The organism is Terrabacter sp. R4-6 (assembly GCF_057529065.1).
In genome coordinates this window covers 3,563,042-3,579,063 of the sequence record NZ_CP197224.1, presented here as the reverse complement: position 1 = coordinate 3,579,063, position 16,022 = coordinate 3,563,042, and the positions used below count along the sequence as shown (strand labels likewise).

At 72.0% G+C, this 16,022-nt stretch carries 15 protein-coding genes; 3 read left to right on the top strand and 12 right to left on the bottom strand.

Going from position 1 to position 16,022, the window contains the following annotated elements:
• Nucleotides 1-43 precede the first annotated feature (43 nt).
• The 5 genes from ACSSS0_RS16710 to ACSSS0_RS16690 form a co-directional block, all read right to left on the bottom strand.
• On the bottom strand, nt 44-2,836 hold the full coding sequence (locus tag ACSSS0_RS16710; RefSeq protein WP_487228866.1) for a CDP-glycerol glycerophosphotransferase family protein: 2,793 nt from the start codon (nt 2,834-2,836) through the stop codon (nt 44-46).
• Nucleotides 2,837-2,924: 88 nt separating this feature from the next.
• Nucleotides 2,925-4,046, bottom strand: a complete 1,122-nt coding sequence (locus tag ACSSS0_RS16705; protein WP_435986818.1) for a GuaB3 family IMP dehydrogenase-related protein — start codon at nt 4,044-4,046, stop codon at nt 2,925-2,927.
• A gap of 107 nt (nt 4,047-4,153) precedes the next feature.
• On the bottom strand, nt 4,154-5,671 hold the full coding sequence (gene guaB / locus ACSSS0_RS16700) for an IMP dehydrogenase (RefSeq protein ID WP_435986819.1): 1,518 nt from the start codon (nt 5,669-5,671) through the stop codon (nt 4,154-4,156).
• A 42-nt stretch (nt 5,672-5,713) separates the two neighbouring features.
• Nucleotides 5,714-6,643, bottom strand: a complete 930-nt coding sequence (locus ACSSS0_RS16695) for a hypothetical protein (protein ID WP_487228865.1) — start codon at nt 6,641-6,643, stop codon at nt 5,714-5,716.
• 14 nt (nt 6,644-6,657) lie between these two features.
• On the bottom strand, nt 6,658-7,185 hold the full coding sequence (locus ACSSS0_RS16690; protein ID WP_435986821.1) for a sigma-70 family RNA polymerase sigma factor: 528 nt from the start codon (nt 7,183-7,185) through the stop codon (nt 6,658-6,660).
• 414 nt (nt 7,186-7,599) lie between these two features.
• On the opposite strand from ACSSS0_RS16690, the gene ACSSS0_RS16685 reads away from it, so the two are divergent.
• Nucleotides 7,600-7,887, top strand: a complete 288-nt coding sequence (locus ACSSS0_RS16685; protein WP_020144864.1) for a WhiB family transcriptional regulator — start codon at nt 7,600-7,602, stop codon at nt 7,885-7,887.
• Nucleotides 7,888-8,090: 203 nt separating this feature from the next.
• On the opposite strand, the gene groL is transcribed toward ACSSS0_RS16685, so the two are convergent.
• Both groL and groES read right to left on the bottom strand, forming a co-directional pair.
• On the bottom strand, nt 8,091-9,707 hold the full coding sequence (groL, locus tag ACSSS0_RS16680; RefSeq protein WP_435986822.1) for a chaperonin GroEL: 1,617 nt from the start codon (nt 9,705-9,707) through the stop codon (nt 8,091-8,093).
• A 113-nt stretch (nt 9,708-9,820) separates the two neighbouring features.
• A complete protein-coding gene (groES, locus tag ACSSS0_RS16675; protein WP_020144866.1) occupies nt 9,821-10,117 on the bottom strand; it encodes a co-chaperone GroES in 297 nt (98 codons plus the stop codon).
• A 238-nt stretch (nt 10,118-10,355) separates the two neighbouring features.
• Here groES and ACSSS0_RS16670 point away from each other — a divergent pair, with 238 nt between their 5' ends.
• Nucleotides 10,356-11,597, top strand: coding sequence for a class I SAM-dependent methyltransferase (locus ACSSS0_RS16670; protein ID WP_487228864.1), 1,242 nt, complete (start codon nt 10,356-10,358; stop codon nt 11,595-11,597).
• A gap of 184 nt (nt 11,598-11,781) precedes the next feature.
• Here ACSSS0_RS16670 and ACSSS0_RS16665 read toward each other — a convergent pair whose 3' ends face one another.
• The 5 genes from ACSSS0_RS16665 to ACSSS0_RS16645 all read right to left on the bottom strand — a co-directional run bounded on the left by ACSSS0_RS16665 (nt 11,782) and on the right by ACSSS0_RS16645 (nt 14,892).
• The gene (locus tag ACSSS0_RS16665; RefSeq protein ID WP_487228863.1) at nt 11,782-12,270 is read right to left on the bottom strand and encodes an SRPBCC family protein; all 489 of its coding nucleotides are present in this window, start codon (nt 12,268-12,270) and stop codon (nt 11,782-11,784) included.
• On the bottom strand, nt 12,267-12,602 hold the full coding sequence (locus ACSSS0_RS16660; RefSeq protein ID WP_435986825.1) for a metalloregulator ArsR/SmtB family transcription factor: 336 nt from the start codon (nt 12,600-12,602) through the stop codon (nt 12,267-12,269). Before ACSSS0_RS16660 ends, ACSSS0_RS16665 begins: the two co-directional genes overlap by 4 nt.
• 135 nt (nt 12,603-12,737) lie before the next feature.
• Nucleotides 12,738-13,568: a PfkB family carbohydrate kinase gene (locus tag ACSSS0_RS16655; protein WP_487228862.1), complete on the bottom strand. Its 831-nt coding sequence runs from the start codon at nt 13,566-13,568 to the stop codon at nt 12,738-12,740.
• Complete coding sequence (locus ACSSS0_RS16650; protein ID WP_487228861.1) at nt 13,568-14,557, bottom strand: nucleoside hydrolase; 990 nt, start codon at nt 14,555-14,557, stop codon at nt 13,568-13,570. The genes ACSSS0_RS16655 and ACSSS0_RS16650 overlap by 1 nt, the downstream gene beginning before the upstream one ends.
• Nucleotides 14,554-14,892 (bottom strand): hypothetical protein, encoded by a 339-nt coding sequence (locus tag ACSSS0_RS16645; RefSeq protein ID WP_435986828.1) that lies wholly within the window; start codon nt 14,890-14,892, stop codon nt 14,554-14,556. Before ACSSS0_RS16645 ends, ACSSS0_RS16650 begins: the two co-directional genes overlap by 4 nt.
• Here ACSSS0_RS16645 and ACSSS0_RS16640 point away from each other — a divergent pair.
• Complete coding sequence (locus ACSSS0_RS16640; protein ID WP_487228860.1) at nt 14,891-15,916, top strand: glycoside hydrolase family 3 N-terminal domain-containing protein; 1,026 nt, start codon at nt 14,891-14,893, stop codon at nt 15,914-15,916. The genes ACSSS0_RS16645 and ACSSS0_RS16640 overlap by 2 nt on opposite strands.
• Nucleotides 15,917-16,022: the final 106 nt, after the last annotated feature.

The window sequence follows — 16,022 nt, the reverse complement described above, 5'->3', positions numbered from 1 at the left end:
GGGGCGCGGGCCCTCGTGGACCCTCGCACGGTCGTGAACGGCGTCAGGCCCTGCTGTCGGCGAGCTGCTCGTCGCGAAGGGCCGCGATCTCGGCGAACACTCGTTCGCTCGCCCGGCCGTCGCGGTGCGCGAAGGCGTCCCGGAGCCGCTCGGCGTAGCCCGCCAGCAGGACCCCGTCCTCGGACACCAGGTCGACCGTGGCGTCGACGGCCTCGTCGACGGTGTGGCGCACCGGACCGAATCCGTCGTCCTCGTAGGAGAACTCGCCCCGGCGGAATGCGTGCTTGCCGGAGAAGAACTCGTCGCGGTCGAACTGGAAGTAGGCGACAGGGGTTTCGAGGAAGGCCGCCTCGAAGGCGAGTGAGGAGTAGTCGGTGACCATGACGCGGGCGCGGGCGATCGTCTCCTGGACGTCGACCTCGGAGTACCTGACGACCCGTACGTGGTCCGGCACCTCGAACGCGTCGAGGTGCAGCTGGAAGTTGGGGTGCGGCGCGAAGCAGATCTCGAGACCCCGCTCTTCGGCGGCCCGGCGCAACCGCTCGGAGCCGAGGAACGCGCGCCACTGCGTCACGTAGGTCGTCTCGGCGAAGTCCTCGCGAAGCCGACGCATGTGACCGGCCTCTGCCGGGAGCTGCAGCTCCTGACGCCACGTCGGCATGACAAGGACGAGGTTGCGCTGCTCGGGCGCCACCGCCTCGGCCTTGCGTTGGAGGGCGTCGTGGCGAGGGAAGCCGGTCAGACGCGTCTCCTTGTCGGAGTAGCGGTAGGGCGAGCCGTCGCGCACGATCGACTCGTGCTCCTTGGGGGTGGCCGTGAGCAGCAGGCTGACCGGCTTGCCGTTGATCCACCGCGACAGGTCGTTGTGCGTGACACCGTGCTGGAGGAAGACGTACTTCCACGAGCCGCGGCCGTACCTCCGCGAGGAGTACGGGTTGACGATGTAGCGGTCGATCTGCGAGCTGATGAGGTAGCTCGCCCGCTTCATGAGCAGCACGTGCTCGATCGAGCCGTGGTCGACGAGCCGGAAGCCGTCCTTCTCCAGGCGTTCCCAGTCCGATGACGACTGCGACAGCACGAACCACGCGTTGACGTCTGGCCTCTCGTCACGCAGGTACCGGTAGAAGGCCTCCGCGTTGTCGTGCGCCATGGTGTCGCGGTCGATGAGCACCCACGCGTCGCGGTACTTCTCGCGCGTCGAGCGAAGGCGCAGCAACCAGCTCACCCGCTCGGCCTGCGTCATGCCGCCCCGGTTGATCCGGATGTCGACGCCGAGGAAGGCGGCGCCCTTGCGGGCGACCTTGCCGTATGCCGGCCGCTTGAGTCGCCGGCGACGGCGCGGTCGGGTCTGTGGCGGCTGCTCGATGGCGGGCAGGCCCTCGGCGACGGGCACCGTGGTGAGGTCCTGCAGCTGCGTGTCACCGCGGTCGGCCTTGGGCAGTGCCGGCTCGGGGTCGCGCGGCACGACGACGGGGAAGCGCGCCTTGGTGAAGCGTCGCCACAGTCCGGCGGGGTCCGTCTCGAAGATCGGCGCGAACGGGCCGAGCACCTCGATCGGCACGTTGCGTCCGTCCACCTCGACAGACACAGCGTTGAGCGCCGAGACCCAGAGCTCGCGACGGTAGAGCCAGGGCTGGCGGAAGTAGACGAGTGCCGTCGTCTTGGCGAAAGTCGGCTCGGCGATGACGCCGTCGTAGCGGACTCTCTCGACGGGGTTCGGGTCGGACGTGAAGTAGTCGATCTTGAGCAGCCGCTGGAAGCGGTCGAGCTGGACGACGTGCACCGTGTCCGGCGCGACCGCGCTGCCCTTCAGGGCGAGCAGCGCCAAGCGGATCCGCAGTGGGACACCGGTCGAGTTGTACGTCAAGAAGCACGAGTCCTGCACGTGCGACAGGATCCGCCTCAGCAGGTCGTGGAGCGTGTCGAGCAGCTCGTGCGGGACGGCCGCGGTCTCGGAGACGTTGCGCTCGTCGGCCCTGGGGTACCACTGGATGTCGTAGAGCACGAGGTACTGCAGCCAGATCGGCGGTCCGTCCGGGCATCCGGTGAGCAGCGCGAGGTGGCCCTTCTCGAGGACCGTCGAGTACTTGTCGGGTCGGCTCCACACCGACTGCATGACGGACGAGTTGTCCTCGCGCTTGCGGTAGTGGTACTTCGCGTTGGGCACGAGGGTCACGAGCGGCGCGCCGAGCGCCAGCAGGTAGTGGGCCGTGAAGGTGGCGTCCTCGAAGATGTGCAGCCCCTCGACGAAGCGCAGGCCGTGCGCTTCGATGACGCGCCGGTTGAAGGTGGCGCTCGCCGCGTGCAGGTGGATGTGCTTGGGAGAGACCGCGAGGTCGACCGTCGTCAGGCCCTTGGAGAAGCGCCAGTCGAGCGGGTGGGCCCCGAGCAGCCGGGCGGTGTCGACAGAGAACTGCAGCAGCCGCGAGGCGAAGAGGCGCTCGTCGCCGCCGTCGGTCGCGACGGCACGCCGCAGCTCGAGGAGGTAGTCGGGGTCCAGCACGTCGTCGGGGTCGGGGAAGGTGACCCACTGACCTGTGGCCCGGTCGAGCCCGGTGTTGCGGGCCGAGCTGACGCCGCCGTTGGGCTGGACGAGGACCTCGGATTGCACGGCGCTCGTCGTGGCCCAGTCGCGGATGACCTGCTCGGAGTCGTCCGGGCTGCCGTCGACGACGAAGACGACGTCGAACTGCTGGGGGTCGAGGGTCTGCGCGTCGAGGGACGCGAGGAACTCGGGCAGGTAGTCCTCGACGTTGTAGACGGCGACGACGAGAGAGACGACAGGCGCGCCGTCCTGGTCGGTCAGGGCGCGCGGAGTCAGGTCATGGCGTGGCAAGGCAGAGTCCCCTGTTGCGGTGTGAGTTGTCGTTCAGCCCCCGGGCGCGTCACCCTCGTCCCCCGTGTCGGGCGGCGCCGGGGACATCCTAGCCGCCGAGATAGGGCGAGACGACGACCTCGACGCGCTGGAACTCCTTGACGTCGGAGTAGCCGGTCGTGGCCATGGCCCTCTTGAGGGCGCCGATGACGTTGGTCGCACCATCGGCCTGGCGACCGGGCCCGAAGAGGATCTCCTCGATGGAGGCCTGCGTGCCGAGGGCGATGCGCTCGCCGCGCGGCAGCTGCTGGTGGTGCGCCTCGGGGCCCCAGTGGTAGCCGCCGCCCGGTGCGTCGGTGGCCCGGGCCAGCGCCGCGCCGAGCATAACGGCGTCGGCCCCACATGCGACCGCCTTGACGATGTCGCCCGACGTGCCGACGCCGCCGTCGGCGATGACGTGGACGTAGCGTCCGCCGGACTCGTCGAGGTAGTCGCGGCGCGCCGCCGCGACGTCGGCGACGGCCGAGGCCATCGGGGCGTGGATGCCGAGGGCCGTGCGCGTCGTGTGCGCCGCGCCGCCGCCGAAGCCGACGAGGACGCCGGCCGCACCGGTGCGCATGAGGTGCAGCGCCGCCGTGTAGGACGCAGCGCCGCCGACGATGACCGGGACGTCGAGCTCGTAGATGAAGCGCTTGAGGTTGAGCGGCTCGGCGCGGCCCGAGACGTGCTCGGCCGAGACGGTCGTGCCGCGGATGACGAAGAGGTCGACGCCGGCGTCGACGACGGTCTTCCAGTGCTGTTGCGTGCGCTGCGGCGACAGGGCGCCGGCGACGGTGACCCCGGCCTCGCGCAGCTGGCGCAGGCGCTCGGTGATGAGCTCGGGCTTGATCGGCTCGGCGTAGATCTGCTGCATGCGGGCCGTGGCGGCCTCGGGCTCGATCTCGGCGATCTCACGCAGCTGCGCGGTCGGGTCCTCGTAGCGGGTCCACAGCCCCTCGAGGTCGAGGACCGGCAGGGCACCGAGCTTGCCGAGCACCGTCGCGCTCTCGGGCGAGACGACCGAGTCCATCGGCGCCGCCATGACCGGGATGTCGAAGTGGTAGGCGTCGATCTGCCACGACACCGAGACCTCCTCGGGGTCGCGCGTGCGCCGGGAGGGCACGACGGCGATGTCGTCGAAGGAGTAGGCGCGCCGTCCGCGCTTGCCTCGGCCAATCTCGATCTCGGTCACCGGCCGATCCTACCGACCCGGCCGGCAGCGGTCGTATGCCGTCCCGCGGGCTCCGCGGGACGGCATACGTCATCGGGTGGTGCGTCGGGCGACGCCTCGCGCGGCGGTCAGCCGATCGAGTAGTTGGGCGCCTCGACGATGCCCTGGATGTCGTGCGGGTGGCTCTCCTTGAGCGAGGCCGACGTGATGCGCACGAACTGGCCCTTGTCCTGCAGCTCGGGAATCGTCCGCGCACCGACGTAGAACATCGACTGGCGGAGGCCGCCGAGCATCTGGTGGGCGACGGCCTGAAGCGGCCCGCGGTAGGCGACCCGGCCCTCGATGCCCTCGGGCACGATCTTGTCGTCGGAGTCGACCTCGGCCTGGAAGTAGCGGTCCTTGGAGTAGGACTTCTTGCCGCGCGAGCTCATCGCCCCGAGCGAGCCCATCCCGCGGTAGCTCTTGAACTGCTTGCCGTTGACGAAGATCAGCTCTCCCGGGCTCTCCTCGCACCCGGCGAGCAGCGAGCCCACCATGACGGAGTCGGCGCCCGCGACGATCGCCTTGGCGATGTCGCCGGAGTACTGCAGCCCGCCGTCGGCGATGACCGGCACCCCGGCGGCCTTGCACGCCTGGGCGGCCGCGTGCACCGCGGTGATCTGCGGCGCTCCGACGCCGGTGACGATGCGGGTCGTGCAGATGGAGCCCGGCCCGACGCCCACCTTGACGGCGTCGGCGCCGGCGTCGACGAACGCCTGCGCGCCCTCGCGGGTGGCGACGTTGCCGCCGATGACCTGGACGTGCCTCGTCGCGGGGTCGCTCTTCAGCCGGTCGACCATCTCGATGAGCAGGCGCACGTGCCCGTGGGCGGTGTCGGCGACGAGCACGTCGACGCCGGCCTCGATGAGCGTCGTCGCACGCTCCCACGCGTCGCCGAAGTAGCCGATCGCCGCACCGACCATGAGGCGGCCGTCGGCGTCGTTGCTCGCGTCGGGGAACTGCTCGCCCTTGACGAAGTCCTTGACCGTGATGAGCCCGGCGAGGTGGCCCTCGGAGTCGACGATCGGCAGGCGCTCGCGCTTGTGCTGGCGCAGCAGCGCGGTGGCCTCGTCGCGACCGATGCCGACGGGACCCGTGATGAGCGGCATCGGCGTCATGACGTCGCGCACGAGGGTCGTGGCCCACTCGGCGACGGGCGTGAAGCGCAGGTCGCGGTTGGTCACCATGCCGATGAGCTTCTTGTCGTCCCCGATGACCGGCAGGCCCGAGACGCGGTACTCGCCGCAGATCGTGTCGAGCTCCTCGAGGGTGCGGTCGGGACCGATGGTGATCGGGTTGGAGATCATCCCGGTCTGGGTCCGCTTGACGAGGTCGACCTGGTAGGCCTGGTCCTGGATCGAGAGGTTGCGGTGCAGGACGCCGAGACCGCCCTGGCGAGCCATCGCGATCGCCATGCGGGCCTCGGTGACGGTGTCCATCGCCGCGGAGATGAGCGGGGACCGGATCGACAGCTCGCGCGTTAGGCGCGTCGTCGTGTCGATGTCGTTGGGGGCGAGGTCGCTGTAGCCCGGCAGGAGCAGGACGTCGTCGTACGTCAGCCCCATCGTGGCGAAAGCAGCGGGCACGTCAGACGATCCGAGGCTCATTGCCCGATTCTACGGGCTGGCGCGGGCGCGGCCGAACGCGCCTCAGGGGGTGGGCACGACAGGCGCCGTGAGGGTGTCGACGACGCCCTCCACGCTCGAGGCGGCGCCGGATGTGGACGACTCAGAACCGCCCGAGCTGCCCGAACCGCCGGTGGGGCGCGGCTTGACCGGCCCGGTCGTCCGCGTCTTCGTCGTCGGCGCGGTGGGGGTGGTCGTGGCGAGCGTCGTCTGGGGGACGACGGCGTCCGTCGTGGCCGTCGGCGTGGACGTCGGGGTCGGGGTGGGCTTCTTGCCGCCCTTGGTGCCGGCTGCCGGCTTCTTGCCGTTGTTCGTCGCCTGCGGGGTGCCGGTCTGGCTCCCCCCGGCCGTGGTGCCGCCGGAGTCGGCCGGCTTGCCGCCGGGGACCACGGCGCCTCCCGCGCCGCCCTGGCCGTTGCCGGTCTGGCCGGTCTGGCCGTTGCCGTTCGCGACCGGGCCACCACCCGGCGTCCCGGCGACGCCGGGGATCCCGTGGGTGCCGGCGGCCGCCGCGCGGCCGCGGGCCGCGACCACAGCGGCGGGCAGCAGCACGATCGTGCCGTCATCGGCGCGCGCGAGGACGAGTCCCTTGGCCTGCGTGGTGCCGGTCGTCTGGGGCAGGCCGAGGCGCGCGAGCAGCGCGCTGGGGGCGCCGCTCCGGGCGCTCTCGTCCATCTTCTTGACGATGGCGGCGCGGTCGGCCTGGCTCGGTCCGTTGGACGGCAGGGTCACGGCGGCCGCGACACCGGCACCCGAGGCCGCGACCGCGAGCGCCGCGAACGCGCCGAGGTAGCGGTGCTTGTTGGCGATCCGCCGGCGTCCGGTGCGCGAGGGCAGCGGGGTGTCGGCGTGGGCCGCGAGGGCGCCGAGCAGCCCGGCGACGGGCTCGGACCCGGCATCGACGCGGCCGGCGAGGCGGTCGAGCAGCAGGTCGTCGGCGATGAGGTCGCTCATGGGAGACAGGTCGTTCACGCGACGTCACCTGCCCCGGCCTCCGCGATCATCGCGCGGAGCTTCGTCAGTGCCCGGTGCTGGGCCACGCGGATGGCGCCGGCGGACATGCCGAGCGCGGCGGCGGTCTCGTCGGTGCTCATGCCGACGGCCACGCGCAGCGTGAGGATCTCACGCTGCTGGGATGGCAGCTGCTGCATGAGGGTCATCGCCATGGCGGCGTCGTCGCGCATGACGGCGACGGACTCGGGCGAGGGCCCGTCGTCAGGGCCGTCGGGCACGTCGGCGACGGGTGCGGGTCCCCGCATCGCGGCGCGCTGGGCGTCGGCGAGCTTGCGGGAGGTGATGGTGTAGACGAACGCCTCGAAAGGCAGGCCGCGCTCCTGGTAGGTCGGCAGGGCGGTCACGACGGCCATGCACACCTCCTGGGCGACGTCCTGGGCTGTGTCCTCGGCACCGAAGCGACCGAGGCGGACGCGGGAGTACCGCAGGGCCATGTCCCTGACGCGCGCCAGCAGGACGTCGCGTGCGTTGTCGTCACGCACGGCGAGCGCTGCAAGCTCACGAAGCGATGGAGCGTCCAACCGCTCCATCGCGCCGACGCCGCCGGGCGTTACGCCCGTGTGCGTGGACCAACCAAGACCCATGTGAGTCCTCGTCCCCCCGAACTGTCGTCTGTGCGGACGGCGCCTTCGCCTGCGCCACCGCCGGTGCTCGCGCAGAGCGGCCCCATGCTAGTGCGAACGGGCCCCTCAGGACGAGTACGGATGGTCGGATCCACCTCCTTGGACGAGCATGCCATCCAGATGGCAATTCTTGAACAAGTCCTTAAGATTCCGCTCTTTATCCGTGATCGCGTGCCCGGTTAGCGTCGATTCGGCGGCCCCGCGACCCACCACACGCACCGAGCGGGCCGGTACGACACGGCGGGCACCCCCGCCCGACCGAGAGACGAGTTCATGGCCGAGATCACCCGCTTGCCCGGACCGGTAGCCGACCTCTGGGACTGGCAGCTGGACGGGGCCTGCCGAGGCGTCAGCCCCGAGGTCTTCTTCCACCCCGAGGGCGAACGCGGCCCGCGCCGTCGCAACCGGGACGCCCAGGCCAAGGCCGTGTGCGCCGCCTGCCCCGTCGTGGCCCAGTGCCGCTCGCACGCCCTCGAGGTCCGCGAGCCGTACGGCGTCTGGGGCGGGCTGACCGAGGCCGAGCGCGAGGTCCTCTACGACGGCATCCAGGAGGCCTCCTGACCGTCTGACGGTCGCCGGCACACGCCGCCGGCGACCCACACAACCGCTCGACCGGACCGCGAGACACGACGGGGTCGCGGAGGTCGAGACGCAGCGAGGGCCGCTCCCCGTCGGGGAGCGGCCCTCGCTGTCGTGCCGGGTGCTTCACGGCCTACGACCGAGGCCCGTCAGGACCCCGGTCGTATGCCGTGTGGCGGGCTCGGTCAGTGACCGTGGCCGTGGCCGTGGCCGCCGGCCGCGGGCTCCTCGTTCTCGGGCTTGTCGACGACGAGCGTGTCGGTCGTGAGGATCATCGACGCGATGGACTCGGCGTTGCGCAGCGCGGAACGGGTGACCTTGACCGGGTCGATGACGCCGGCGGCGATGAGGTCGCCGTACTCGCCCGTCGCGGCGTTGAGGCCCTGGCCGATCGGCAGCTCGGCCACCTTGGAGGTGACGACGTAGCCCTGGAGGCCGGCGTTCTCGGCGATCCAGCGGAGCGGCTCGGCGACGGCCTTGCGCACGATGGACGCGCCCGTGGCCTCGTCACCGGTCAGCTCGAGGGCGTCGATGGCCGACGCGGCGTGGATGAGGGCGGTGCCGCCACCGGCGACGATGCCCTCCTCGATGGCCGCGCGGGTCGCCGAGATGGCGTCCTCGATGCGGTGCTTCTTCTCCTTGAGCTCGACCTCGGTGTGCGCACCGACCTTGATGACGCAGACACCGCCGGCGAGCTTGGCGAGGCGCTCCTGGAGCTTCTCGCGGTCCCAGTCGGAGTCGGTGCGCTCGATCTCGGCCTTGATCTGGTGGACGCGACCGGAGACCTCGGACTCGTCGCCCGCGCCGTCGATGATCGTCGTGTTGTCCTTGGTGAGGACGACGCGGCGCGCCTGGCCGAGGACGGTCAGGTCGGCCTGGTCGAGGCTGAGGCCGACCTCGGGCGCGATGACCTGGCCACCGGTGAGGATGGCGAGGTCCTGGAGCATGGCCTTGCGGCGGTCGCCGAAGCCGGGGGCCTTGACGGCCGCGACGTTGAACGTGCCGCGGATCTTGTTGACGACGAGCGTCGAGAGGGCCTCGCCGTCGACGTCCTCGGCGATGATGAGCAGCGGCTTGCCGGACTGCACGACCTTCTCGAGGACCGGGAGCACCTCGGCGACCGAGGAGATCTTGCCTTGGTTGATGAGCACGTAGGCGTCCTCGAGGACGGTCTCCATGCGCTCGGTGTCGGTGACGAAGTAGGCCGAGAGGTAGCCCTTGTCGAACTGCATGCCCTCGGTGAACTCGAGCTCGGTCGCCGTCGTCGAGGACTCCTCGACGGTGATGACGCCGTCCTTGCCGACCTTGTCGAACGCCTCGCCGATGAGGCCACCGAGGGTGGCGTCCTGGGCGGAGAGCGTGGCGACGGAGGCGATCTCGTCCTTGCCGTCGACCTCGCGGGCGTTCTCGAGGAGGCGGTCGTTGACCGCGGTGACGGCCTTGTCCATGCCGCGCTTGAGCGCGGCCGGGGCGGCGCCGGCGGCGACGTTGCGCAGGCCCTCCTTGACCATGGCCTGGGCGAGCACGGTCGCGGTCGTCGTGCCGTCACCGGCGACGTCGTTGGTCTTGGTCGCGACCTCCTTGGCGAGCTGGGCGCCGAGGTTCTCGTAGGGGTCCTCGAGCTCGATCTCGCGGGCGATGGTCACGCCGTCGTTCGTGATCGTGGGGGCGCCCCACTTCTTGTCGATGACGACGTTGCGGCCCTTCGGGCCGAGCGTCACCTTGACGGCGTTGGCGAGCGCGTCAACGCCGCGCTCGAGCGACTTGCGGGCGGAGTCGTCGAACTCCAGCTGCTTGGCCATGGTGTTCCTTTGGCTCGGGTTGCTTTGCGGTTGCTGTGATTCGGTCGAACGAGACGCACCCCGGGGAGACCCCAGCGGGGCTCACCGGGGTGCGGTCACGGCATACGGCTGGGTCAGCCGACGATGGCGAGGACGTCGCGCGCGGAGAGGATCAGGAACTCCTCGCCGCCGTACTTGACCTCGGTGCCGCCGTACTTGCTGTAGATGACCTTGTCGCCGACCTTGACGTCGAGCGGGACGCGCTCGGTGCCGGTGTCGTTGAAGCGGCCGGGGCCGACAGCGAGGACCTCGCCCTCCTGGGGCTTCTCCTTGGCCGTGTCCGGGATGACGAGGCCGGATGCAGTGGTCTGCTCGGCCTCGAGGGACTTGACGACGATGCGGTCTTCGAGCGGCTTGATGGAAACCGACACGGTGGTGACCTTCCCTTCGGGACAGTCGGAAAACTGACTACGGACTGTGGGCTCTTCGAGGCTGGCCGCCGTCGCGGGGGTCGACCTCCCTCGAGGAGGGTGCTGGCACTTTCAGGTCGAGAGTGCCAACAAGATGAAATCTAGGTTTGTCATTAGCACTCGGTCAAGTCGAGTGCCAGATTCGTCGGCGCGCCGCGGCCCGGTCGGGCGCACCCACGGGCGCTGGCAGGATGAGGCCATGGACGCCGCCATGGTCGATCGCCTCTCCGCAGGTGAGGGCTGGGCGCTGCTCCAGTCGCTGCCTCCCTACGACGAGGACGGCTCGCTGCACCTGCAGGGTCGGCTGCGCGAGGCGGGCTTCGCGGCCGACCTCGTCGCGGCCGCCATGACCCAGTCGCGGCTGCGCTCGCGCGGTATCGAGAAGTTCGGTGACTTCGCCGCCGGCATGCTCTTCACCCCCGACGGCCTCGAGCAGTCGACGCGCCTCGCGATCGCCGCACGCCACGCGCACCGGTACGCCGCGGCCGGGGTCCGCGACGTCTACGACCTCGGCTGCGGGCTGGGCGCCGACGCGATGGCGTTCGCCGGCCTCGACCTCACGGTGCACGCCGTCGACGCCGACGACACGACCGCCCGCATCGCCGCGGTCAACCTGCGCCACTGGCCGTCCGCGCGGGTCACGCACGGGCTCGCGGAGGACGTTCGCCTGCCGCAGGGTGAGGGCCGACGGCACCTCGGGCTGTGGCTCGATCCGGCCCGCCGCGTCACCGGGGTCGCCGACATCACCGGGCGCACCAAGCGCGTCTTCTCCCTCGACGCCATCTCGCCGTCGTGGTCCCAGGTCCTCGACTTCGCCGAGCAGGTCCCGGCGACGGGCGCCAAGCTCTCCCCCGCGTTCCCGCACGGGTCGGTCCCGTCGGGAGCCGAGGCACAGTGGACGTCATGGCACGGCGAGGTGCTCGAGTGCGCGGTGTGGTGGGGCCCGCTCGTCGCGACCCCGGGGCGCACCGCCGCCGTGTGCACCGAGACCTCGACCGCCGTCGTCACCGAGCAGGACGCGGCCGACGGCAGCCAGAGACCCGGGCTCGGGTCGGTCACCGACATCGGCGAGTGGCTCTACGAGCCCGACCGGGCCGTCATCCGGGCCGGTCTCACGGGCGCCCTCGTGGCGGCCGTCGACGGAGCCGAGCTCGCGACGGGCGTCGGCTACGTCTCGAGCGGCGTCGCGCGCGAGCTGCCGTGGGCGCGGCGCTTCCGGGTCGTCGAGGCGATGCCCCTGTCGACGAAGCGCCTCGCCCGTTGGCTGCGCGACCACGGCCACGACCGGGTGACGATCAAGAAGCGCGGGGTGACGCTCGACGCCGACCTGCTGCGCCGGCAGCTGAAGATGACCGGCCGGGGCAAGGGCGGGTCCGAGGCGACGCTCGTGCTGACACGCGTCGGCGGCGGCCAGGTCGCCCTCGTCGTCACCCCCGCCTGACCGGCAGCCCCGGCTGACCGGCGCGCCCCCGGCTGCCAGGGCGACCGCCACCGCTCCCGGCGTGGAGCGTCGGCGGGCGCCCGTCTCCGACGTGGCGTTCCAGCGTCAGCGGCCCGCCGCCGATGCCGCTCCCGGCAACGGACGCCTCGGCGCTCCTCGACTGAGCGCGACGCCGCCACGGGCCTCAGGCGATGGCGGCGTAGAGCGCGTGCAGGGCGCTCCACGTGGCGTCCCAGTCCGCCATCGCAGCACCCGCGACGTCCGACTCCAGGCGACGCACGTAGGTGTCCCAGCCCGCGGCATACCCCGCTGCCTGGGCGCCGGTGAGCCGCTGGTGCCGCAGGTGCAGGCGGGCGCCCTCCCCGTCGGCGATGACCTCGGCGGTGACGACCGACCGCACGTCGCCGAGCAGCCACTCCCAGACGAGCCGGGTCGGCGCCTCGCACGCCACGACGCGGCACACCGGGGTGTCGGCGTCGTCGAAGTGGATGGTGAAGTCGCCACCGGGTCGCAGGTCACCCACCACCGGGGCGAACCACCGCGCGAGGCGGTCGGGCTCGGTGCACGCACGCCAGAGGTCGTCGGGCGACGTCGCGTAGTGCCGGTCGAAGACGACCGCCACCTCCTCGCCGTCTTGCTCGATCCGGCCCAGCACCTGCGTCAGCTCGCTCATCGGTGTCCCTGTCCTTGTCGTCGGGCCCGCGCGCCGCGGGCGATCTCGGTGTCGAGGGCGTCGAGGCGCTGCCCCCAGAACGAGCGGACCTCACGGCACCACTGCTCGACCTCGTCGAGGGCGCCCGGCGTCAGCCGGTAGACGCGCCGCTGGCCGGCCGCCTCGGCCTCGACGACGCCGGCCTCGCGCAGCACCCGCAGGTGCCTCGAGATGCCGGGCCGCGAGGCGTCGAAGAGCGCCGCGACCTCGCCGGCCGTCAGCTCCTCACGCGCGAGGTGCTCGACGATGGTGCGCCGCGTCGGGTCGGTCAGTGCTTCCCAGGTCCCGCTCACGAGTGAAGAGTAACTCGTGAGTTACGTAACGCGCAAGGTACGCCTGGTCCCCAGCACGCCGAGTAGGTAGCGACCCACCGGGATCGGATCCCGGTGGGTCGTGACCTGTTCGGTGTGTTGCGGGGTCGGGTGGGGTCAGAGGGCGGCGTCCGGCTGTGCCCCGACCCACCGCACGGCGGCCGCGCCAGCCGCGTTGGCCGCCTCGAGAGCAGCCTGACGGTCCGCTCCCCCGGCGAGCGCTGCGGCGAGCGCCCCGCAGAACGCGTCCCCGGCACCGACCGTGTCACCGAGGTCGCGCTGCGCGACGGGTATGCCGTCGACGCCGTCCATCCCCCATCGCGCGCCCGCTGCCCCGAACGTCACGAGCAGCGACTGCGGCACGAGGTCGGAGTCGGCGAGGTCGCGCATCTCGGACTCGTTGACGACGACCGGGTCGGCGAGCGCGACGACGTCGGGCGGCAGGGCGGCATACGGGGCGAGGTTGACGACGACGCGTGCGCCGGCGGCGTGCGCCGCCCGGGCGGCGTCGGCCAGGGTGTCGAGGTGCACCTCGAGCGAGCAGAGGAGCACGTCGCCCGGGCCGAGTCGTCCGGCCCGCTCGACGAGCGCGGGGTCGCGCTCGCCGTTCGCGCCGGCCACGACGATGATCGAGTTCTCGCCCTGCTCGTCGACGGTGATGAAGGCTGTGCCGGTCGGGGCGCTGTCGCTCGTCGAGACGGCCGCGGTGTCGATGCCGAGTCCGGCGAGGCGGTCGAGGTAGGCGCGGCCGGGTCCGTCGTCTCCGACCCGGGCGAGCATCGACACGGCCGCCCCGGCCCGGGCGGCCGCCGCGGCCTGGTTGCCGCCCTTGCCGCCCGCGAAGGTGCCTCCCGCCTCACCGAGCAAGGTCTCCCCGGGCACGGGGTGACGCTCGACGAGGGTCACGACGTCGACGTTGAGCGAGCCGAGGACCGCCACGCGGCCCATCAGCGCTCCCCCACCCGCCCCAGCAGGGTGTCCGCCCAGAGACGGGCGTACCGCGCGCCGTCGACCTCGAGCGCGACGTCGACCCGCACCGGCGCCTCGCCGTGCGGGTCGTGGGCCATGTCGCCGCTCCAGTCGCGCCGGTCGACGATCGTGCGTCCCCGCGACCACGTGCCGGCCAGCTCGACGCGCAGTGGCAGCGGCTCGGTGCGCACGCCGGTGCGGTCGACGACGACGCAGACCGCGCCGGCGTCACCGATCGTCGAGGCGGGGCGCTCGAAGCGGGCGTTCTGGAAGCGGATCAGGCTGCCGGCGAGCTCGGCCGGGCCGCGCCCACCGACGGAGACGAGCTCGTCGGCGAGCTCGGCCGACACGACGGGCTCGTAGAAGACGTCGAGGCCGTACATCGTCACGGGGATGCCGAGGTCGGCCGCCGCGTCGAGGGCGATCGCCGCCGCCTCGGGGTCGTGGAAGACGTTGAACTCGGCCGAGGCGGTCGCGTTGCCGACGTTGGCGGCGCCGCCCATGAAGACGATCTCCGCGATGCCGGCCACGACGTCCGGATAGGTCCGGAGCAGCAGGGCGATGTTCGTCAGCGGCGCGAGGGGCACGAGCGTGACCGGCCGGTTCTCCGCCGCGGCCTCACGGCACACGTCACGGAGCAGCTCGACGGCGTGGCGCGGGTCGGCCCTCAGGGCAGCCGGCGGCCAGCCCAGGTCGGCCATGCCGTCGTCGCCGTGCACGTGGCGGGCGTCGACGGGCGACTCCAGCAGGGGGCGCTCGGCGCCGCGGGCCACCGGGACGTCCGTGCGCCCCGCGGTCTCGAGGACGAGGAGGGTGTTGCGCACGACGTCGTCGACGGGCGCGTTGCCGCCGACGCACGACACCGCGCGCAGGTCGAGGGCCGGGTGCAGGGCGGCGAGGAGCAGGGCGCAGGCGTCGTCGACACCGGTGTCGACGTCGAGCACGATCGGGGTGGGTTCGGTCGTCACAGCGGCAACGTACCGGTTCGGCCGCCCGTCGCTGCCACCGCGAGGACGACCGGCGGCCGGGGATAGGCTCGAACGATGCGCCCGAGCCACAGCCGACGCCCGTCCACCACCCGGTGGGTCGTCCTCGCGGCCGCCGTGACGTCCGTCGCGGCCGCCTGCTCCTCTGCCCCACAGACCGGCACACCGTCGGTGGCCGGGACCACCGCGCCCTCCTCGACGTCGGCATCGACCGCGCCGTCGACGAGCGCGTCCCCGTCGACGACCAGCGCTCCCGCCCCGACGACCACCACGCCGTCGGCTCCCGCCTCCTGCGCGCCCGCGATCGTCGAGGGCATGGACGACGACGAGCGTGCCGGACAGCTGCTCATGGTCGGTCTCGACAACGGCGCGAGCCGCACGAGCCTCGACGCACTCGTGGCCCGCCGCCACCTCGGCGGAGTCATCCTCCTCGGTGGCTGGGACGGCGGCACCGAGCGTGTTCGCGCGACGACCCGCCACCTCGCCACGCTCGCCTCGGAGGAGGACACCGCCGGCCTCGGCCTGCTCATCGCGGCCGACCAGGAGGGCGGGTCCGTCCAGCAGCTGCGCGGCGACGGCTTCAGCCGTATGCCGTCCGCCCGAGTCCAGGACCAGGGCTCGGCCCGCGCCCTCACCGCCGACGCCACACGCTGGGCGACCCAGCTGCGCACCGCGGGCATCAACGTCAACCTCGCGCCGGTCGCCGACACCGTGCCGACGTCGATCGGACGCGACAACGGGCCGATCGGGCAGTACGACCGGCAGTTCTCGAGCGACCCCGAGCGCAACTCACGCATGGTCGGCGCCTTCATCGCCGGCATGCGCGCCGGGGGCGTCGCCTCGACGGTCAAGCACTTCCCCGGCATCGGCCGCATCACCGGCAATACCGACGTCACGGCCCGCGGCATCACGGACCGCACGACGACGGTCGACGACCCCTACCTCGAGCCGTTCCGCACCGGCATCCAGGACGGCGTCGAGCTCGTCATGGTCGGCTCTGCCATCTACAGCCGCATCGACCCGGACACCAACGCCGTCTTCTCGAAGCCCGTCGTCACCGACCTGCTCCGCGACCGCCTCTCCTACGACGGGGTCGTCATCACCGACGACGTGGGCGCCGCGAAGGCCGTCGCCGACGTGCCCGTCGGCGCGCGCGCCACCCGCTTCGTCGAGGCCGGTGGCGACATCACCCTGACCGCCCGCCCGGCGACGGTCCCCACCATGCACGACGCCCTGACGAAGAAGATGAACGCGAGCCCCTCCTTCGCGCGACAGGTCCAGGCCGCCGCGACGAGAGTCGTCGACCTCAAGCTCCAGATGGGCCTGGCCCGCTGCCCCTAGCCCCGGACCGCGACACCTCCAGACGCAAAGCCCCCAGAACCGGCCCCGACATCACGACCCGTCCCACCGAACCGCAACCTCCTCAGGCGTGAACCACCGACCGAGC